This window comes from Streptomyces sp. NPDC005761 (genome assembly GCF_040630635.1).
Classification (GTDB): Bacteria; Actinomycetota; Actinomycetes; order Streptomycetales; family Streptomycetaceae; genus Streptomyces.
Genome location: NZ_JBEXXX010000011.1, coordinates 182,475 through 201,225, shown reverse-complemented (window position 1 = coordinate 201,225; position 18,751 = coordinate 182,475). Strand labels below are relative to the sequence as shown.

Genomic DNA, 18,751 nt, shown 5'->3' with positions numbered 1-18,751 from the left:
CCCCGATACTGGGCGTATCGGGGTGATCCCGACAACGCGGCGAGCGTGCGTGCCAGGCGTCGCCGGACAGGCGGGACTTTCGAAACACGCCCTAGTAGGTCACCACCACCCGGCGGGCAACGCCGTCCACCTGTATCCGGCCGCCGTACGGGATGACCAGCTGCGGGTCGGTGTGGCCGAGGTCGACGTCGAAGACGGCCATGGTCGCGGGGGCGTACTCGGCGAGCGCGCGCAGTACGGCCTCGCGTTGCTGCCGGCGGTACTGCACCCCGTCGGCGGCGTCGAGGGGCTGCTCGAAGGACCAGTTCTTGGCCCGGCCCATCAGCAGCGCGGGGAACCGGCGCAGGAGCCCGCGCTCCCCCATGCTCCGCAGGATCCGGTACACCTCGTCGGCGCTGATCAACTCCTCGCAGGTTTCGAGGAACAGCACCCGGCCCTCGTACTTGGCGGCGGGACGGATCGCGCGGTCGGCCATGAGCAGCCAGGACAGGATCTCCAGACTGCCGCCCCAGCTCACCCCCTCGACCACTCTGCCGGCGTTGTGCCAGGTCCAGCCGTCGGCGGGAAGCATGGCGGGTTCACGGTCGAAGGTGCGCGGGTCCTCCCAGGGACTGTTGACGCTGCCGGTGTCCTTCGCCGGCGTCAGTTCGTGGTCGCCGCGGGTGAACAGCGCCGCCCGCAGTGACTCGCTGGTCAGCGGGTGCATCGCGCCCGGGCGCCCGAGCTCGACCATCACCGATCCGCCGTGATAACCGACGATGCCGAGGCTTTCGAGGAAGACCAGGAGGTTGGTGTTGTCGCTGTAGCCGAAGAAGGGCTTGGGGTTGGCGCGCAGCAGGTCCCGGTCCAGGTGCGGCAGCACGGTGATCTGGTCGTCCCCGCCGATGCTGGCGATGACTGCCTTGATCGAGGGGTCGGCGAAGGCCGCGTGGAGGTCGGCGGCACGCTCCTGCGGTGTGGAGCCCATCTTCCGGGTGGCCGGGTACTCCACGGGCTCCAGTCCGAAGTCCTCGCGGAGCCTGCGCAGGCCCAGTTCGTACGGCAGTGGGAGGACGCCGGGGAGACCCGACGAGGGGGACAGCACGGCAACGCGGTCGCCGGGGCCGGGCTTGGAAGGGTAGCGGGATACCGTCATCCGGCGAGCCTAATCAGCCGCCCGTGGGCTGTCCGCCGGATATTCTCCCGCAGGCTACGGCGGGCCTGCGGGCGTGCCCTGATGGAAGTACATCCGCCAGCCTGATTCCGACCGACGCCAGAGCGAACTGCGCCTGACACGTCTGCCGTTGCCCACCGAGGTGTACGTCAGCTGGACGAGGCCCGGGGCCAGCAGCACGCCGGACATCCCGGTGGCGAGAATCGGCTCGGGGGCGTTCTCGTCGACGGCGGAGGTGACGGCCAGGATCGACGCCCTGTCGTAGGACCGCCCGGAGGCGCCGAACTCGGTGAACTCGGGATCGAGGAGGGCAGTGACCTCGTCGGGCGAGGCGCGCACACCCGGATCGAGCAGCCGCAGTTCGCCCTCGACCGCGGCCCGCACGGACCGCTCCTCCTCGTCGCTTCCACTCATGCATGGACCCTAGGCGAAGACTGTCGGCCACGCACGAACCCGCCTCGGTCCATGCCCTGGGCAGACGGGCCCCCACGCGCCGACCCCCACCCGCGAACCGTCCGGGAGGGGCACGGCGTGCGCCGGTCCTGCCTCAGGGGGCTGCCGCGACCTCGGCGGGCCGCAGGATCACCGGAAGCTGCTGGTAGCCGTTGGCGATGAACGATGCCTGCGGTACGAGCCCGTTCTCGGGCACGGCGAGGGCGAGGTCCGGGAAGGCGGCGAACAGTGCCCGGAGCGCGATGTCGGCCTCCATCCGGCCGAGCGGAGCGCCCAGGCAGAAGTGGACGCCGTGGCCGAAGGCCAGGTGGTCCGTGGACTCCCGGGTGGCGTCGAACTCGCAGGCGCTGTCGCCGTGGACGGCGGGATCGCGGCCCGCGGCGCCGAAGGCGAGAAGGATCGCCTCACCCTTCTTGATCACGACGTCACCGAGGTCGATGTCCTCGACCGCGTACCGCAGGGGCATGTGCATGATCGGCGCGTCGCGACGGAGGGTCTCCTCGATCACGGCGTCCCAGCCGATCTCGCCGGCCCGCACCCGTGCCAGCTGCTCCGGGTGGGTGACCAGGGCGATGGCGGCGTGGGAGATGAGGTTCACGGCGGTCTCGGACCCGGCGCCGATCATGAGGATGAGCGTGGACACGAGCTGGTCCTCGTCCAGTTTGGCCTCGCCGTCCCGGGCCGCGATGAGGTCGCTGGTCATGTCCTCGCCGGGCTCTGCACGCTTGGCCGCGATCAGAGCGGCCATGCAGCCGAACAGGTCCCCGTAGTCGGCCGCCGCCTGCTCGGGGCTCGCCCCGGTGTTCAGTGCCGCGTCGATGACCCGCCTCATCCGGGACCGCATGTCGGCGGGTACCCCGAACAGATCACAGATGACCTCGGTGGGGATGACATAGGCGAACCGGGCGCGCAGGTCGACGCTCTCGCCGGGGGCGACCTCCTCGAGTTCCTCGATCAGCCGGTCGACGAGCGCCTGGACGAGCGGCCGCAGCGCCTCGGTGCGGCGCGGGGTGAACGCCGTGGAGATCAGGTTGCGGAGCCGGCGATGATCGGCGCCGTAGGAGGTGAAGGCGCTCACCACCCGGACCCAGACGTTCAGCGACCAGTCCTGCGGCACGGATTCGAGGGCGGGCCAGTGCTGCCGGGGGTCGCGGGAGACCCGGCGGTCGGCGGCGAGTTCCCTGATGACGTCGTGCCGGGTCACCGACCAGGCCGTGACCTCACCAGGAAGCTCCACCAGCGTCGCGGAGCCTTCGGCGCGGAGCCGGGCGGCCTCGGCGTGGAGGTCGGCACCGGATGAGTCGAGGACGGGGCATCGTCTGGTTTCCATGATTCTCCTTCGGAGGCGGCGGACGGTTCGGTGGACGGCGTACGAGCGGGGGCGAAGGTCACCGGGAGGGCGGTGAGCGCCCGGTGGAACGGGCCCGGGCGCCAGGTGAGTTCCCCGGACCCGACGGCGAGCGCCATGTCGGGCAGCCGGTCCAGGAGCATCTCGATGGCGACCTCGGCGATGACGCCGGCGGTGTCGCGCGCGGGGCAGGCGTGCGGGCCCGCCCCGAAGGCCAGGTGCGAGGTGTTCGCCGCGCGCTGCCCGGAGTCCACGTCCAGCGTCGGGTCGGTGTTCGCCGCGGCATGGCTGATGAGGACCGGGACACCCGCCGGGATATGAGTCTCGGCGCCGGTGCGCTGGTCACGAAGCGTGTGGTCGTGAACCGCGTAGACGAAGGAGAAGTTCGACAACGGCGAGTGCAGCCACAGCACTTCGTTCAGAGCGTCGGCCACCGTGAGGCTGCCGCCGGTCAGGTCACTGGCGAAGCGCTCGTCGGCGAGCAGCATCATCGTGCCGGTCGAGATCCAGGCGGTCTGCGGCACCGTCCCGGCGCCGATCAGCACGACGAGCTGGTGGATCATCTCCTCGTCGGTGAGCGCGGACGGGTGCTCCAGCAGCCAGGTGGTCAGGTCCGCACCCGGACTCTGTCGCTTCATGCCGATCAACTCACCTAGGCACATGGCCAGTTCACCCCCACCGGCATGTGCGACAGCCGGCTCGGCGTCCATCATCCGGCTGCAGGCCGAGGCCATCCGCGCCGTGAGCCCGTCCGGGCAGCCGAAGAGCTGGGCGAAGACCAGGGCCGGGATCGGGTCGGCGTACTGGGCGACCAGATCGGCCCTGCCTTCGTCTGCGAAGCGGTCGATGAGCTGGGCTGCGCTGCGCTGGACGTACGTACGCAGTTGGTGCGGGTTGACACGGCCGAGCGCGTCATCGACCGAGGCACGGAGCCGCAGGTGGCGCTCTCCGTCCGCGAACCAGAGGCTGGGCCGCCAGCCCATCATGGGGACGACCTGGTTGTCGGCCGGGACCTTGCCCTCGGTCAGCGCGGTCCAGCGCCGGGCGTCCTTGCTGAAGTACGGGCTGCGCAGTACTTCCAGCGCCGCGTCGTACCCGGTGACCAGCACTGCCTCGACGCCGGGGGCGAGCTCGACCCGGTGGGCGACGCCCTCGGCCCGCAGCCGCTCGTAGGTGGCGTGCGGGTCGGCGGCGAACCGGGCTCCGTACAGCACGGGAAGGCCCGATGCCGTCCCCTCGGTTGCGGGCTGGTGGGCGGGGCAGCCCGGCGGCGGGGCCGAGCCGGTGTCGGCGGGCAGCGAGGTCACGACATCTCCTGGTGGCGGGCGAACAGATATCTGACGAGTTCGATCAGCGCGTTCTTGGCGGACTCACGGTCCCGGGCGTCGCACATGATCAGCGGCGTATCGGGGTCGAGGTCCAGGGCTTCGCGAAGCTCGGCCTCCGGGTACTGCGGGGTGTCGGGGAAGCGGTTGAGGGCGACGATGTACGGCAGGCCGTAGCTCTCGACCATGGCGAGCGCCTCGAATGACTGGCCGAGGCTGCGGGAGTCGCCGATGACGAGGGCGCCGTAGGCACCGCGGGCGAGGTCCTGCCAGATCTGCGCGAACCGCTGCTGGCCAGGGGTCCCGAAGAGGTACAGGGCCAGGTCGTCGGCGAGCGTGACCCGGCCGAAGTCCATGGCGACCGTGGTCGTGGTCTTGCCGGGTACGCCGCTGATGTCGTCGACCGCCGCACCGGCCTGGGTCATGAGTTCCTCGGTACGCAGCGGCTCGATCTCGCTGACGGCGCCGATCAGGGTGGTCTTGCCCACGCCGAAGGGTCCGACCACCATGAGTTTCGCGGTCAGCTGCACCGTGTCGCGGACGTAGATTCCGTCAAAGAGCCTGGAGGCCATGCAGCAACTTCTCCAAGATGTGAGCGGTGGCGACCCGTTCCCCCGCCGCGGCGTCCGCGGCCGGCAGCGCGGGCCCGGGGAGCCGGGTGACGATGTGGCCGGTGTCGAGCAGATCGCCGAGCAGGACGCGGGTGACGGTGAGGGGCTGACCGAGATGGCCCGCGACCTCGATGAGCGACAGATAGCCGCCGCGGCACAGTTCGACCACGGCCAGTTGCTCGGGCAGCAGTCCGGCGACGGAGCGGTCCGGGACGCCGGTCACCATCGTGATCACGTCCAGGACATGCGTGTTGCGGGTGGGACGCGCCCGTCCGCCGGTGAGGACGTACGAGCGCACCAGGTCGCGCCTGCGCCTCGGGGTCACGTCGGGCTGCCGACGTCCTGGCGGGGTGCACTGCCCATTTCCCGGCCGAGCTGGTCGACCACCTCGTGCATGCGGTAGGCGACCTGACCGACGTCGGCGGCCCCGGAGGTGGCGACGGACAGGTACGTCGAGTCGCCGGCGTGGATGGTGATGACGAAGCCGCCGTCGAACTCCACCAGGCTCTGGCGCCAGGAGTCGGCGGGAGCCCGGCAGAACATCGCGGTGGCGCTGCTGGTGGCCTGCACCCCGGACAGGGCGGCCGCGATGCGGTCGGCCTGGTCGCGGTCGAGCCCTGGCGAGAAGGCCATCACCAGACCGTCCGCCGCGACCAGGATCGCGTCGTAGACCTCGGGCTGGTCGATCACCTGGTTGAGCATCCAGGCGTCGCGGTTCTGGGTCATGCCTCGGGGGTCCCCTCGGTGGTCGGTCGGTGGTGAGCGGCGGCCTGGCTGCCCCGCAGGAAGGCGTCGAGCGGGGCGGCGGCCTCGCGCGGGGTACGGCGGGCGGCAGCGGGGACCGGGGGTGCGGTGGGCGTCACCGAAGCGTCGGGCAGTGCGGCGGCGGCCTTCTGCCGTACCCGCTTGGGCAGTCCGCCGACGGTGGTCGCCGGCGCGGGCCCGGACTCCGCGACGGCGGGGGCGGCCCGCTCGGGGGCAGGCGCCGGCAGGATGATTCCGGAGGGCTCGGCGGCGATCGGCGGCACGGGGGCCTCCACCGCCGCGATCACGGCCGGAACACTGGTTACGGCGGGCGTCCTCGGAGCCCTGGTCGCATCGGTGAGCAGCGCGCTCGGGATGTTGACGACAGCCCGCATACCACCGAAGGCGGAGGCGGAGTCCACCGAGACCTTGAAGCCGTAGCGGCGGGCGAGCGCACCGCAGGCGGCGAGTCCGAACCGCGGCGGACTGCCGAGGCCCGCGACTCCGAGCGCCTCGTCGTGCAGCAGCCTGGACGCCTTCTCACGCTCGGCGGCGTTCAGTCCCACACCCGCGTCCTCGATCACGACCGCCACTCCGCTGTGCGTGAGCTGGACGTGCACCTGGACCGGTGTGCTCGGGCTGGAGGAACGCGTGGCGTTCTCCAGGAGTTCGGCGAGGCTCACCACGAGGGCTTCCACCGCCCGGCCCGACACGGCGCGGGAGTCCTCGATGCGGACGATCTGTACCCGCTTGTAGTCGAGGATCCGGCCGACGGCGCCGCGTACGACGTCGTACAGCGGGGTGTCGTTGTGCTGGCGCCCCGGCCACGCCTTGCAGATGACGGCCATGCCGACGGCGCGGCGCAGGATCTGGGCGTTGGTGTGGTCGATGTCCATCAGATCCTGGAGGAATTCCGGCGCGTCATGGCGCTGGTTCATCTCAGTGATCTTCATCTGCTGGTTGTTCGCCAGCCCCTGGAGTTTCCGCGCCACCGCCAACAGCAGTCCTTGGGAGGCCTGTTCGGAATCATCGGCGACCTGACGGAAGAGGTCGAGCACACCGTCCTGGGCCCGCCCGAACGGCGTCCCGGCCAGTTCCACGTGCAGCGGCCCGGGGATGTCGCCGGGCCTGCCCTGCGAGAGCACGTCCCGGAGGGCGGGGAGTCGTCGCTCGAGCAGGTGCCGGGCCTCCTCGTCCTGTGCATGCAGGGCCTGTTCGAGGGAGGCGACGCGGTCGGCTCGACGGGCGGCGGTGGTGCGGTAACGGAGCGCCAGGGCCCCGACTGCCACGAGGGCCGCGAACAGCAGCCAAGCGGCCACGTCCGATGGGTAAGAGGTCATCAGTTCCTCGAACGGGAGCAGAGGGACGGGGTAACAGGGAGTCCACGAGGACGAGTTCGGCCGCATATCGACGGAAGCGCCCTCCGACCGCCCGACGGGTCGTCAAAGGCACTGCCAGGGAGAGGAGTTCACGAGCGCGAAGCTCGGCACCTCGCGGCCGGGAGAGGAGTCCCGTCGGGTTGTTCACCGAGTCCCCGGCAGGGACGATCGGAACACCTCGGGGCGGGACATCGCGACATCTTCCTGGGCAGCACGCGGGGGCGGGCGGATCGGTGGATCGGCGCTTCAGGGGTCACCGGACACGCTGAGCAATGAGTGCGCACACCCGGTGACTATGTACAAGCATGCTCATGACCATGCGGCGATAGCAACATGACAGAGCAAAATGCTGAAGATATTGATCACAACAAGGGTCCCAAGCCTGCCCATGCCCCACATGTCGGACGGCCGGCACCCATCGGTTCATAGGATTCTCACGCAGCCCGGCTACGGTGGCTGCCGTGACGCAGACGAGCCCGCCCGGCTGGCATCCAGACCCCGGGTACACAGGATTTGGCCCCATCCAGGAACGCTGGTGGGACGGCACTCAGTGGACCGATCAGCTCCGGGTCCCGCCGGCCGCGCTCCGCAGCCGGCGGATACGCATCGGCGCCGGCATCACCGCGGCCGTGGTGGTGCTCGCAGCCATCGGCGGCGGCGTGTACCTGCTGTCGGACGACTCCGGCACCACCGGGAACTCCGCGACGGCCCCGTCCTCCTCCCCGTCCCCGGCCCCCAGCCGTCCCGGCGCTCCGGGCGGCAGCGGAGGCGACGGCGGCGGCGAGACGCCCGAGCAGCAGCAGCCCCAGACCGAGGACGGCTACGCGACGGACATGGCGAGCGGCATCAGCATCCCGGTCCCCGACGGCTGGACGGGCGAGTCGGGCATGGGGGCCGGCGTGACCACGGGCACGTACGCCTGCCCCGGGGACAGCGGGGAGAAGTGCGTGCGCGGCGGGGTGTTCTCCGTACCGGCCGCCGCGCTGAAGCTGACCACGAAGACCGCGAAGGCGACGGCCGAGAAGGACATCGCGACGAATGCCGAGGAATCGTACGGAGAGAAGATCTACGGCGGCATCACCTCGCACGAGCAGCTGAAGTCCGAGGCGGTCACGGTGGCCGGCCGGCAGGGCTACCGGGTGCGCTGGAAGGTCGTCACCAAGAACGGCGACGACGGGTACGTCGAGTCCCTGGCGTTCCCCTCGCCGCAGGCCGCGGACATGCTGATCGTCGTGCGCTCCGGCTTCGACATCAACCCCAAGGCACCCGGTCTGTCCGTGCTGGACGACATCACCAAGGGCATCAAGGCCGCCTCGGGCGCGGGCTCCGGACCGGGCACCAACGCGTAGGCCGCGTGGTGCGCCCGGGCCCGGGCGGCCCGGGATGAGTACCCGGACCGCCCGGACTGAGTACGCCACCCGATCCCGCACCGGTCCGCCGTTGCTGGAATAGGGGCATGGCTCCCGACGCACCACGCCCCCGCATGCGGCAGATGACCAGCACCGGCACCACGCTGGCTGTCACCCTGGCCCCGTTGGTGATCGGGGTCCTGCTGGCCCGCACCGCCGTGGCCATGGACCCGCTGACGCAGGTGAACGCGTTGATCACCCGCACTGGCCACGGCCCGGGCGTCTCCCCCGCCGAGTGGCGCGGCTGCGGCAGGAGCGCGCTGCGGCGGTGCAGGGCGCTGACCCCCCGGGCCCGGCGCGGTGTGCACCGGGCCCGGAGCGCGGTCCGCGTCCTCGGTCAGCCCGGCCGGTAGACGAAGGACGGCCAGGGCTCCCCCGTCATCCGCCGCCAGGCCGCACGCGTCCCTTCGGCATCCCGGTCGCGCGACCGAACGAAGGCGCTGACACATGCCGCGTGAACCTCGGTCAGCGCGGTGCGCCCGGTGAGTTCCTTGAGGCGGCGCAGGGCCGCCACCGCCTCGTCGGTACGGCCGGCGTCGAGGTGGCCGTACGCCGCCGCGCCCAGTGCCTCGGAGAGCGCAGACTGTGCGGCGGCGAGCCCTGCCTCGTGCGGTACCGGGTCTCCCACCTCCATGAGTTGCCTCAGGAGCGTCTCGGCCTCCTCGAAACAGGCAGCGGCCCCTTCGTCGTCCTCCGCCAGGCAGCGGGCCCGACCGAGGATCCGCAGCCGGTCGGCGACCAGCGGGCGGAGCTCTTCCTCGCCGGACCCGGCGAGGCGACGGGTGATCGCCAGCGCCTCGCCCCCAGCGGCCACCGCGCCGGTGGCATCGTCCGTCATGCGCCGCCGGACGCTGAGGTTGGACAGCGTCCGGGCCAGCTCTCCCTCGTACAGGAGGGGCTCGCGCCCGAGGGCACGGCGGTAGAGCTCCACACACCGTTCGGTGGCGGCAACGGACTCGGGACCCTCGCCGTCACGTGAGTGGGACCGTGCGAGCGAGTCGAGGGCGGCGGCGAGCCCGGGCTCGTGGGAGCCCGGGTCCGTGACGGCCAACCGCTCACAGACGTGGACGAGCTCCTCGTTCACCGCCCTCTCCTCGGCGTGTGCGTCCAGCCGTTCGAGGCAGTACGCCAGACAGTCCAGGGAGAGGGCCAGCAGCGGCGCACCGGCGGCCGGGGCGCTCCCGCTCAGGGCTCGACAGCGTGTCACGGCCTCCTCGGCGGTGGCACGGGCCCGGACGAGGTCACCGGTTGCGCCATGGCACCACGCCAGGTCGACGAGCAGCCCGGCATGCATGGTCCTCGCCTCCGGGTAGAGCCTCGGCACCAGGGAAGCCGCGCGTTCCCTGGCGTCGCTGCCCGCCTCGACGCCCTCCCCGAACCGGCCGAGTTCCCTCAGTCCTCCGGTCAGTTCGATGAGCACCCGGGTGTGGAGCCGCTCCAGCCGGAACTGGTGCCACAAGGTCACCTTCCGCAACAGTTCGACGCACTGGAGATAGACCTCGACGGACTCGGCCGTACGCCCTGACCGGCCGAGGGCCCAGGCGTGCGCGCGCAGCGCCGCCTCGGTGCTCCCCAGTGCCAGGTCCGCGCGCCGGGGCGTCGCCGACCGGTATGCGGCCACGCTGCGGCGGGCGGCCACGACGCCCTCGTCGTACCGGTCCAGCCGGACGAGCGCGAGGCTGCGCAGCAGGTGGCAGTAGGCGGTCTGCGTCGGGGAGGCCTGAGCGTCCGCGATCGCCAGGGAGCCCTCCGCCGCAGCGAGTGCCTCCTCGTACCGGCCGGAGTCGAGCAGCAGTTGGGCGTGGAGCACGAGCGAACGGGCCAGCAGGCCGGCGCCTCCTCGCCGCTCACCGGCAGCCGCGGCCCGGCTCGATTCGACTGCCTCCGCGGCCCAGGCGAGCCTGCGCGGGAGCGGTTGTGGCAGCAGGAGGACCCAGTGCGGCGACGAGCACCGGAGCAGGGCGACCACGAGCGGTCTCGCGCCCGCTCCACGCCCCTCCCGCCCCGCGGCCCTCCGCAGCACCGGCAACACGATTCGGACAGCCCCCATGTGCTCCCCCTCGGTACTCGGCGATCGTAGGAGTGACAGCTGGGCTCGCCGCATGGTTGCGCGAGGTGCGGCACGGATCCGTCCCGGGGTCGCCACAGCATCGCCACGGCCGGGAAAACCGGTACCTCCGGCAGTGTCCCCCTGCCTAGACTCGCCACGAAGTCGTGCCCCGGCAGTTCGCCGCGGCGCGTCCACCGTGACCGTCGAGGGGAGACCTGCCGTGCGCTACCGCACCGCTGTCGTCGTTCCCCTGTCGCGGTACGAGGTGATCCTGGTGTCCACCTCCGCCCGGCGCCGGCTGCGCGGCCGGCCCCGGACCCCGTGACGAACATCTGAGCTCCGCCCGCTCCCTGACGAACCGTCCACCGCACGGCGCACCGCTGTGCGCCGTGTGGCCCGACGACGGGAGTCGGACGGCTCCATGAACAGCCGCTTCGTCACCGGGCATCGCGCCGTCTTCTTCCGGATCACCCGAAAGGCCACGGACCGTGCGTACCGAACTGCACCGTCAACTCACCAGCGCACTCACCGACGTTCGCAATCTGGGCATTCTCGCCCACGTCGACGCGGGCAAGACCACCGTCACCGAGCGGATCCTCTACGCCACCGGCACCACCCACAAGCGCGGCGAGGTTCACGACGGGACGACGATCACCGACTTCGACTCCCAGGAACGCGATCGCGGGATCACCATCTTCGCCGCCGCCGTGAGCTGCACCTGGGCGGGCCATCGGATCAACCTGATCGACACCCCGGGCCACGTCGACTTCGCCGACGAGGTCGAGCGTTCGCTGCGGGTGCTGGACGGTGCGATCGCCGTGTTCGACGCGGTCGCCGGCGTGGAACCGCAGAGCGAGTCCGTGTGGCGCCAGGCCGACCGGCACGCCGTGCCCCGTATCGCGTTCGTCAACAAGCTCGACCGCGCCGGCGCCGACCTCGACGCGGCGGTCGCGTCCATCCGGGAGCGGCTGCACACGGTCCCGCTCGTGGTCCAGCTGCCCATCGGCCGGGAGGAGCGGTTCCGCGGAGTGGTGGATCTGCTCCGCATGCGGGCGCTCGTCTGGGCCGACGGCAGCGACACGTACGAGGAGGGGGAGGTACCCGAGGAGCTGCGGGAGGAGGCTCAGCACCGCCGGCGGCTGCTGGAGGAGACGGTGGCGGAGCTCCATCCGGCCGCTCTGGAGGAGTTCTGCGCACGGTCGGAGCTTTCCGGGAGGACGCTCGCCGGAGCGCTGCGCGATCTGACCCGTACCGGCGAAGGCGTCGTGGTGCTGTGCGGTTCGGCCTACCGCAACCGTGGGGTCGAGCCGCTGCTGGAGGCCGTCGTCGCGTATCTGCCCTCCCCGCTGGACGTGCCGCCCGTCCGGGGCAGTCTCGGCGACGCCGTGCAGGAGCGGGCCGCCGATCCGTCGGCGCCGTTCGCCGCTCTCGCGTTCAAGGTCAACGCGACGGCGACGGGCCGGCTGACCTATCTGCGGGTGTACTCGGGAACGGTGAGGAAGGGGGAGACGGTGCTGGACGCCGGTGCGCGACGCAGCGAACGCATTGGCCGGATCCTGCGGGTCCAGGCGGACCGGCACGTCGATGTCGACATGGCGGTGGCCGGGGACATCGTCGCGGTCATCGGCCCCAAGACCGCCCGCGCCGGCGCGACCCTGTGCGCGCCGGACGCACCGCTGGTCCTCGAACCGCCGACGGTGGCCGATCCGGTCGTGTCGGTGGCCGTCGAGGCCTGCCGGAGTACCGACACGGAGCGGCTGATGGCGGCACTCGTGGGACTGGTCGAGGAGGATCCGTCGCTCGCGGTACGGACGGACTCCGAGACGGGTCAGACGGTGCTGTCCGGTATGGGCGAACTGCACCTGGAGGTGGCTACGGAGAAGATCCGGCGCGCCCACGGGCTGGACGTCCGTGTCGGGCGACCGCAGGTCGCCTACCGCGAGACGGTCGCCCGAGGCGTGTCCGGTCTGGTGTACCGGCACGTCAAACAGGACGGCGGGGCCGGACAGTTCGCACATGTCGTCATCGACGTGGCGCCGCTGGAGGCCACCGACGGCGAGGCTTCGGAGGACTTCGCGTTCCGTTCGGCCGTCGTCGGCGGCCGGGTCCCCCAGGAGTACGTCCGGGCGGTCGAGGCCGGCTGCCGGGACGCCCTGCTGGAGGGTCCGCTCGGCGGACATCCGGTGACCGGAGTGCGGGTGACCCTGACCGATGGCGCCACCCATCCGAAGGATTCCTCGGAGATGGCGTTCCGCACGGCCGGCCGTTTCGCACTGCGTGAGGCGCTTCGCTCCAGCGCGATGGTGCTGCTGGAACCGGTGGTGGAGGTCACGGTGACGGCGCCCGACGAGGCCGTGGGCGGGGTGCTCGGCGATCTGGCGGCGCGGCGGGGCCGGGTGTCCGGAGCCACCGCACGGGCCGGTGCGGCGGTGATCACGGCGACCGTACCACTGGCCGAGCTGTTCGGTTACGCGACGCGGCTGCGCAGCCGGACGCAGGGCCGGGGCACGTTCACGACCCGGGCCACGGGTTACGCCCCGGCTCCGGCATCGGTGTCCCGCTAGCGCACAGGGCCGGCCCCACCCGTCGAGGTGTGGGGCCGGCCCCGGTGCCGTTCGGGGTACCGCGGATCAGTGAACCGGTTCGGGGTACGTCGGGTACTCCACCCCGGAGACGTGCTGCACGACCCGGATGACCTGGCAGGAGTAACCGAATTCGTTGTCGTACCAGAGGTAGAGGATCGCGTTGTCGCCGTCGACCTGGGTGGGCCCCGCGTCGACGATGGACGCGTGGCGTGAGCCGATGAAGTCGCTCGACACCGCGTCGGGGGCGGTGGTGAAGTCGATCTGGCGCTTGAGCGGCGAGGTCAGCGACACATCGCGCAGGTACTCGAGGACCTCGTCGCGCGTGGTCTCACGGCCGAGCTTCAGGCTGAGGATGGCGATCGAGACGTCCGGCACCGGCACCCGGATGGAGCTGCCCGTGATCGTCGCCTCGAGATCGGGGAGCGCCTTGGCGACGGCGGAGGCGGCGCCGGTCTCGGTGATCACCATGTTGAGCGGTGCGGAACGTCCACGGCGGTCGGAATTGTGGTAGTTGTCCAGCAGGTTCTGGTCGTTGGTGAACGAGTGGATGGTCTCCACGTGCCCGCGCAGGACGCCGTACTCGTCCGCCATCGCCTTCAGCGGCGGGACGATCGCATTGGTGGTGCAGGAGGCGCAGGAGATGATCTGCTCGTCCGGCTTGATCATGTCGTGGTTGACGCCGTGCACGACGTTGAGGACGTCGCCCTTGCCCGGAGCGGTCAGGACGACCTTGTCGATGCCCGGGCGCAGGTGGTTCGAGAGGCCCTCGCGGTCGCGCCACCTGCCGGTGTTGTCGATCAGGATGGCGTCGTCGATCCCGTACGCCGTGTAGTCCACCGACGTCGGGTCGTCGGAGTAGATCACCTGGATCTCGTTGCCATTGGCGATGATCTTGTTGTTCGCCTCGTCGACGGTGATCGTGCCCTGGAACTGGCCGTGGATGGAGTCGCGCCGCAGCAGCGAGGCGCGCTTCACGATGTCCTGGCCCGCACCCTTGCGTACGACGATGGCGCGCAGCCGCAGACCGTTTCCGGAACCGGCCTTCTCGATGAGCAGGCGGGCCAGCAGACGGCCGATGCGACCGAAGCCGTACAGCACGACATCGCGGGACTCGCGGCGCTCGATCTTGTTGGCGCCCGTGGCACCGGCGACGGCGCCGGCGGTGAACTCCGCCTCGGAAAGGCCCCGGTCATCGGCCTTGTACGTCGCGGCGAGCATGCCGATGTCGATCTGGGAGGGGCCGAGATCAAGGGTGGTGAGGGCCTGGAGGAACGGCAGGGTCTCGGTGACCGAGAGCTCCTCGCCGTCGATCTGACGGGCGAATCGGTGGGTCTTGAGGATGCTCACCACCGACTTGTTCACCAGGGAGCGGCTGTGCAGAAGGACGGTGACGTCCCTCTCGCGGTGCAGCTTCCCGATGATCGGGATCATCGACTCCGCAATCTCCTCGCGGTGCATCCAGTTGGTGAACGAGTCGTCATTGACAGTCACAGGTTTATCTTTCGAGCTAGGCGGCGCTCATATGGTAACCCGTCGCTCTTTTGATCATTCAAACGGTGCCGCTCGACGGCCCCGGAGGGGCGCGGAGCTACGCGGGGCAACCCTCGGCAGGACTCGAACGGGTTCACACAGCAGACATGAAGTCGTCATACGGGAAAAGGAATGCGCGGCCAACTGGCTCTGGTTTCCGCATACATGACTGTGGGAGTAGCGCTCAACGCGACCGGACCCGACAACCAGATCGACGCCACCGTGCGCCTCGCCCGGGAGGCCGCCGCCGCGGGGCTGCGGTCCGCCTGGTTCGGACAGACCTTCGGTGCCGATTCCCCGATGCTTGCGGCGATCGTCGGGCGCGAGGTGCCGGACCTGCAGGTCGGCACGTCCGCGATCCCCGTCTTCGGACGCCACCCGCTGCTCGTCTCCAGCCAGGCCCAGACCGCGCAGGCGGCCACACACGGCCGCTACCACCTCGGGCTCGCGCTCGGCACGAAGCCACTGACCGAGGCCGCCTTCGGCATCCCGTACGAGCGCCCGATCGCCCGGCTGCGCGAGTTCCTCACCGCGTTGCGGCAGCTCACCGAGGCCGGCAGCGCAGACTTCCACGGCGAACTGCTCACCGCGTCCACCCCGCTCCCCGCCCGCGTGCCCGGGGCGGAGGGGGGCGTCCCTCTGCTCGTGGCCGCGATGGGCCCGCAGGCGCTCAAGGTCAGCGGCGAGCTGGCGGACGGCATCCTGCCCTACCTCGCGGGGCCGCGCGCCCTGGCGGAGCACATCGTCCCGGCGGTCACCGCCGCCGCCGACGCCGCGGGCCGCCCTGCTCCCCGGATCGTGGCACTGGTGCACGGCGTGGTCACAAGTGACACCGACACCGCGCGCGGGACGGCCACCGAGCAGCTCGCGTTCTACGAACAGTTCCCTTCCTACCAACGGGTCGTCGAGCTCTCGGGTGCCACACGGGCCGGGGACGTGTCCGTGATCGGCGACGAGAAGACGGTGGCCGCCGAGATCCGGCGTTACCGGGATGCCGGGGCGACCGAGGTGGTGTTCTCGGGGACGGACCTGGCCGGGGAGGCGGACCGGCGGCGGACGTGGGAACTGCTCGGGGAGCTGGCGGACTGAGCGGGCGGGGACGGACGCGACGCAGAGCCCGGGCGATTCTGCGCCCGCCCGGGCCCTTCAGGTGCCGCCCGTCCCTTCGGTCAGTTCCGGGGCAGCAGGGAACCCAGCGGGCCGAGGTCGAGGTTGAGGTCCTCCGGACGTACCCCGTGCTGCTCGCAGAGCTCCTGCATGCGCTGGTCGAGCATCATCAGGGTCGTACCGATCTCGTCGGTCTGATCGTCGGTCAGGTCGCCCACCTCGATGCGGCGCAGGGCTTGCCGCTCCATCAACTGCCTCAGGAGCTCCACCACCGTGAGCACCAGGGTGACCAGGTCCCGGCCCATCTGCTCGGAGTCCAGATCCATGCGTGAGGTGGTCACAGCGGCCCACTGTCCGCCCAGGGCGCGGGAACACGCTCGTTGACCGACGACAGCAGTGCGTGCAAGGACACGCGGACGAGCGGGACGTCGGCGATGGCGATGACGAGGTCACCGCTCACGACGACTCCGGTCCCCAGGACCCGGTCCAGCAGATCGACCAGCGGTACTCCGATCGGGCCGCTCAGGGCGCCGGGACTGTCCCACGGAACTGTTTCATGTGCCATGACTCACGCCTCACCCACGAAGGAGTAGGGCACCCAGGGGCCGGACACCTCGATCTCCGCACCGGTGCGTTCCCGCAAGCCGGCAGCCAGCGAAGCCAGTTCGGCGGCCCGATGCTCAGCGACCAGATAGGTCGCGTTCAGTACCTGGACCCGGTGGTCACCGGCGGCGCCGGTGCCGTGCGGGCGAAGCCGGCGCGATGCCGCGGCGATACGGCTCACCCCCTCGTCCACGGCATCCGCGACGCGCAGGGAGTCCGCCTGCCTCTGCTCACGCTGCCACTGCTGGCTGCGCTTGCGTTCCAGATAGGCCCGGCCCGCTCCAGGGGCCGGGCGCGCCCGGTCTGCCGGCGCCTCCGGCCGCTCTGCCTCCGTACGATGCACCGCACTCTTCGCGACGGGGGCGTAGACCTTCACACCCCATTCGGCATGGTGCGCAATGCGCCTGAGCGCGGTGCCGAAGCGCGGCGACTCGTCGGCCAGCGCCAGTCGGGCCCTGTCTTCGCTGTTGTACAACGTGGCCAGCGGCAGAGGAATCGTGGGAAAGCGGGCAGCGACTGCCGAGACGACCTCGTGGTGGGCGCGCGCGTAGCGTTCGAGTTCGCTCTCGTCGGCCAGCCTCGCCTGCCAGACCTCGTCCGTGAAATCGGCCGCCCGAACGGTCTGCACGATCGCCGTGAGCGAGCCGAGGGAGAGGGAGCGAACGGGCTCGTCCCCGGTGACCCCGGTGAGACCGTCCAGAGACGGCTCACCCTCCGCGCGGCACACCGCGTACACGTAGACGGCGTTCGTGCCCGAAGCCTCTCCGCTGCACTCCGTCATCAGTTTCCGGCGCTCCTCTCCCTGGATCATCGCGACTCCGACGACGTCTCTTCGGAACGGGATTCGAGTGCTTCCAACCGTGCCCGCAGCTCACGGTTCTCGTCCTTCAGCGCGTTCCGGGCCGCGTGGGAACTGAGCGCCGGATCGGTCTCCCACCAGTCGATTCCCGCCTTCTTCGCGGTGTCCACGGAGGCTACGAAGAGTCGCAGGCGAATGGTGAGCAGTTCGATGTCGAGGAGGTCGATCTTGATGTCCCCCGCGATCACGATGCCCTTGTCGAGTACGCGTTCGAGGATGTCCGCGAGGTTGGTGTTCTGCGGCCCGGCGACGGGATACGAGGAATCCTGCCGGTAGTCGAGATCAGTCACTGCGCGCCTCGCCGCGATCGCTTGCGTGCGGGTGCGGCCCGCTTTCTGCGCGGCTGCTCGTCCTCTTCTTCCTCGCCGTCCTCGTCCTCGTCCTCATCCTCGTATTCGTCCTCGGCCTCGTCGTCCTCGTCCTCGGCGTCCCCTTCATCCTCTTCGTCCTCTTCATCGGCGTCCTCCCCGTCGGCGCCTTCTTCCTCTTCCTCTCCCTCGTCCTCACTGTCCTCGTCCCACTCGTCCTCCCCCGCCTCCTCGCCTTCCTCGTTCTCCCCTTCCTCGTTCTCCTCGTTCTCCGCTTCCTCGTTCTCCATGGCTTCGTCGTGGGTCACCACGACTTCTCCGTCACGGATCTCGCCACGCCACCCTTCCGGCTCCTCCTCGGTGAGCGTGACGTACCGCTGGAAGTGCTTGAAGTCGAGCCGGACCCTGCGTCCCTGCGCACGCCAGAGGTTGCCCGTCTTCTCGAAGAACCCGGACGGGTAGTACTCCATCACCAGAACGATGCGCGTGAGGGAGGGAGCCAGCTCGTGGAAACTCACCGCGCCGCGCGTCGTTCCCTTGGCACCCTCGGAGGTCCAGACAATGCGCTCGTCCGGGATCTGCTCCTGGACAGTCGCCTTGAAACTGCGGGAGGACGGCCCCACCTTGACCTTCCAGTCGCTGGACACCTCCTCGTCCATCGAGACGTCCCGCACACCCTTGGCGAAACTGCTGAACTGGTCGTACTGGGTCCAGTAGTCGTAGGCGTCGCGCAGAGGCACTCCCACATCGAGTACCTCGATGATGTTCATGACCTTTCCGCCACTGGCCTTGCGCTTGCCCTTGCCACCACCGCCGAAGGCCTCCTTGGCCTTGTCGACGACGTTGTCCTTGACGCCCTTGGCCTTCTCCGAGACGAAGGCCTTCACCGGGGAGTCACCCTGAAGGATCCGGGAGCCGATGGCCGGCAAGGAGCCTCCGTTCTCCGCCACATCGTTCAACTGACCGGTGACGTCGGTCAGCTTGTCCCCCGCCTTCTCGGCGAGCTTCCCCGCCTGCGTGCTGAGGAAGCTGGACAACTCGCCACGGAGCTTGTCCATCCCGGACTCTTCCGCCTCTTCCGCTTCGGGCTCTGCGTCTTCTGTCCTGGTCATGACTCGCTACCTCCGACCGCTGCTGCGCTTGGATGCGGTCCGCTTGGACGCTGACTTGCCGGCTGTCGTCTTCTTGGCGGCTGCCTTCTTGGCCGGGGCGGTCTTCTTGGCTGCCGTCTTCTTCGCCGAGGCACTCTTCTTGGCCGGAGCGGACTTCTTGGCCGGGGCCTTCTTC

General features: G+C 70.3%; 19 protein-coding genes. 4 read left to right on the top strand and 15 right to left on the bottom strand.

Annotation, left to right across the window (positions count from 1 at the left end):
- Positions 1-91 precede the first annotated feature (91 nt).
- The 8 genes from ABZ434_RS14100 to ABZ434_RS14065 all read right to left on the bottom strand — a co-directional run bounded on the left by ABZ434_RS14100 (position 92) and on the right by ABZ434_RS14065 (position 6,974).
- Positions 92-1,135, bottom strand: coding sequence for a S66 peptidase family protein (locus ABZ434_RS14100; protein ID WP_359135271.1), 1,044 nt, complete (start codon positions 1,133-1,135; stop codon positions 92-94).
- Positions 1,136-1,189: 54 nt separating this feature from the next.
- Entirely contained in the window at positions 1,190-1,567 is a 378-nt protein-coding gene (locus tag ABZ434_RS14095; RefSeq protein WP_359135269.1) for a DUF4440 domain-containing protein, read from the bottom strand.
- Between the two features lie 133 nt (positions 1,568-1,700).
- Complete coding sequence (locus tag ABZ434_RS14090) at positions 1,701-2,810, bottom strand: cytochrome P450 (protein WP_359135295.1); 1,110 nt, start codon at positions 2,808-2,810, stop codon at positions 1,701-1,703.
- Entirely contained in the window at positions 2,807-4,261 is a 1,455-nt protein-coding gene (locus tag ABZ434_RS14085) for a cytochrome P450 (RefSeq protein WP_359135267.1), read from the bottom strand. The genes ABZ434_RS14090 and ABZ434_RS14085 overlap by 4 nt, the downstream gene beginning before the upstream one ends.
- Entirely contained in the window at positions 4,258-4,851 is a 594-nt protein-coding gene (locus ABZ434_RS14080) for an ATP/GTP-binding protein (RefSeq protein WP_359135265.1), read from the bottom strand. The genes ABZ434_RS14085 and ABZ434_RS14080 overlap by 4 nt, the downstream gene beginning before the upstream one ends.
- Positions 4,832-5,215: a DUF742 domain-containing protein gene (locus tag ABZ434_RS14075; RefSeq protein ID WP_359135263.1), complete on the bottom strand. Its 384-nt coding sequence runs from the start codon at positions 5,213-5,215 to the stop codon at positions 4,832-4,834. The genes ABZ434_RS14080 and ABZ434_RS14075 overlap by 20 nt, the downstream gene beginning before the upstream one ends.
- Positions 5,212-5,616, bottom strand: coding sequence for a roadblock/LC7 domain-containing protein (locus ABZ434_RS14070; RefSeq protein WP_359135261.1), 405 nt, complete (start codon positions 5,614-5,616; stop codon positions 5,212-5,214). The genes ABZ434_RS14075 and ABZ434_RS14070 overlap by 4 nt, the downstream gene beginning before the upstream one ends.
- On the bottom strand, positions 5,613-6,974 hold the full coding sequence (locus ABZ434_RS14065; protein WP_359135259.1) for an ATP-binding protein: 1,362 nt from the start codon (positions 6,972-6,974) through the stop codon (positions 5,613-5,615). The genes ABZ434_RS14070 and ABZ434_RS14065 overlap by 4 nt, the downstream gene beginning before the upstream one ends.
- Before the next feature lie 500 nt (positions 6,975-7,474).
- On the opposite strand from ABZ434_RS14065, the gene ABZ434_RS14060 reads away from it, so the two are divergent.
- Positions 7,475-8,362 carry a DUF2510 domain-containing protein gene (locus ABZ434_RS14060; RefSeq protein ID WP_359135258.1) on the top strand — a complete coding sequence of 296 codons (888 nt, stop codon included), beginning with the start codon at positions 7,475-7,477 and terminating at the stop codon, positions 8,360-8,362.
- A gap of 107 nt (positions 8,363-8,469) precedes the next feature.
- Positions 8,470-8,775 carry a hypothetical protein gene (locus tag ABZ434_RS14055; RefSeq protein WP_359135256.1) on the top strand — a complete coding sequence of 102 codons (306 nt, stop codon included), beginning with the start codon at positions 8,470-8,472 and terminating at the stop codon, positions 8,773-8,775.
- On the opposite strand, the gene ABZ434_RS14050 is transcribed toward ABZ434_RS14055, so the two are convergent.
- Positions 8,760-10,472, bottom strand: coding sequence for a tetratricopeptide repeat protein (locus ABZ434_RS14050; protein ID WP_359135254.1), 1,713 nt, complete (start codon positions 10,470-10,472; stop codon positions 8,760-8,762). The two genes, ABZ434_RS14055 and ABZ434_RS14050, sit on opposite strands and share 16 nt — an antisense overlap.
- A 488-nt stretch (positions 10,473-10,960) precedes the next feature.
- Here ABZ434_RS14050 and fusA point away from each other — a divergent pair, with 488 nt between their 5' ends.
- Positions 10,961-13,036 carry an elongation factor G gene (gene fusA / locus ABZ434_RS14045; protein WP_359135252.1) on the top strand — a complete coding sequence of 692 codons (2,076 nt, stop codon included), beginning with the start codon at positions 10,961-10,963 and terminating at the stop codon, positions 13,034-13,036.
- A gap of 66 nt (positions 13,037-13,102) precedes the next feature.
- Here the strand turns inward: fusA and ABZ434_RS14040 are convergent, their stop codons facing one another.
- Positions 13,103-14,548, bottom strand: a complete 1,446-nt coding sequence (locus tag ABZ434_RS14040) for a glyceraldehyde-3-phosphate dehydrogenase (RefSeq protein WP_359135250.1) — start codon at positions 14,546-14,548, stop codon at positions 13,103-13,105.
- A gap of 204 nt (positions 14,549-14,752) precedes the next feature.
- On the opposite strand from ABZ434_RS14040, the gene ABZ434_RS14035 reads away from it, so the two are divergent.
- Positions 14,753-15,676 carry an LLM class F420-dependent oxidoreductase gene (locus ABZ434_RS14035; protein WP_359135248.1) on the top strand — a complete coding sequence of 308 codons (924 nt, stop codon included), beginning with the start codon at positions 14,753-14,755 and terminating at the stop codon, positions 15,674-15,676.
- A gap of 80 nt (positions 15,677-15,756) precedes the next feature.
- Here the strand turns inward: ABZ434_RS14035 and ABZ434_RS14030 are convergent, their stop codons facing one another.
- The 5 genes from ABZ434_RS14030 to ABZ434_RS14010 are packed head-to-tail and all read right to left on the bottom strand — an operon-like array spanning position 15,757 to position 18,576.
- Positions 15,757-16,035 carry a gas vesicle protein K gene (locus ABZ434_RS14030; protein WP_359135246.1) on the bottom strand — a complete coding sequence of 93 codons (279 nt, stop codon included), beginning with the start codon at positions 16,033-16,035 and terminating at the stop codon, positions 15,757-15,759.
- The gene (locus tag ABZ434_RS14025; RefSeq protein WP_359135244.1) at positions 16,032-16,259 is read right to left on the bottom strand and encodes a gas vesicle protein; all 228 of its coding nucleotides are present in this window, start codon (positions 16,257-16,259) and stop codon (positions 16,032-16,034) included. Before ABZ434_RS14025 ends, ABZ434_RS14030 begins: the two co-directional genes overlap by 4 nt.
- A gap of 3 nt (positions 16,260-16,262) precedes the next feature.
- On the bottom strand, positions 16,263-17,078 hold the full coding sequence (locus ABZ434_RS14020) for a GvpL/GvpF family gas vesicle protein (RefSeq protein WP_359135242.1): 816 nt from the start codon (positions 17,076-17,078) through the stop codon (positions 16,263-16,265).
- A 26-nt stretch (positions 17,079-17,104) separates the two neighbouring features.
- Positions 17,105-17,446, bottom strand: a complete 342-nt coding sequence (gene gvpJ, locus ABZ434_RS14015) for a gas vesicle protein GvpJ (protein ID WP_359135240.1) — start codon at positions 17,444-17,446, stop codon at positions 17,105-17,107.
- On the bottom strand, positions 17,443-18,576 hold the full coding sequence (locus ABZ434_RS14010) for an SRPBCC family protein (protein ID WP_359135238.1): 1,134 nt from the start codon (positions 18,574-18,576) through the stop codon (positions 17,443-17,445). The genes gvpJ and ABZ434_RS14010 overlap by 4 nt, the downstream gene beginning before the upstream one ends.
- Positions 18,577-18,751 lie beyond the last annotated feature (175 nt).

Excerpts from the sequence above, each read along its gene's own strand:
- ABZ434_RS14035 (WP_359135248.1), top strand. The coding sequence starts at position 14,753 with ATGACTGTGGGAGTAGCGCTCAACGCGACCGGACCCGACAACCAGATC.
- ABZ434_RS14100 (WP_359135271.1), bottom strand. The coding sequence starts at position 1,135 with ATGACGGTATCCCGCTACCCTTCCAAGCCCGGCCCCGGCGACCGCGTT.
- ABZ434_RS14070 (WP_359135261.1), bottom strand. The coding sequence starts at position 5,616 with ATGACCCAGAACCGCGACGCCTGGATGCTCAACCAGGTGATCGACCAG.
- ABZ434_RS14025 (WP_359135244.1), bottom strand. The coding sequence starts at position 16,259 with ATGGCACATGAAACAGTTCCGTGGGACAGTCCCGGCGCCCTGAGCGGC.
- ABZ434_RS14080 (WP_359135265.1), bottom strand. The coding sequence starts at position 4,851 with ATGGCCTCCAGGCTCTTTGACGGAATCTACGTCCGCGACACGGTGCAG.
- ABZ434_RS14065 (WP_359135259.1), bottom strand. The coding sequence starts at position 6,974 with ATGACCTCTTACCCATCGGACGTGGCCGCTTGGCTGCTGTTCGCGGCC.
- ABZ434_RS14050 (WP_359135254.1), bottom strand. The coding sequence starts at position 10,472 with ATGGGGGCTGTCCGAATCGTGTTGCCGGTGCTGCGGAGGGCCGCGGGG.
- ABZ434_RS14095 (WP_359135269.1), bottom strand. The coding sequence starts at position 1,567 with ATGAGTGGAAGCGACGAGGAGGAGCGGTCCGTGCGGGCCGCGGTCGAG.
- ABZ434_RS14010 (WP_359135238.1), bottom strand. The coding sequence starts at position 18,576 with ATGACCAGGACAGAAGACGCAGAGCCCGAAGCGGAAGAGGCGGAAGAG.
- ABZ434_RS14055 (WP_359135256.1), top strand. The coding sequence starts at position 8,470 with ATGGCTCCCGACGCACCACGCCCCCGCATGCGGCAGATGACCAGCACC.
- ABZ434_RS14020 (WP_359135242.1), bottom strand. The coding sequence starts at position 17,078 with ATGACGGAGTGCAGCGGAGAGGCTTCGGGCACGAACGCCGTCTACGTG.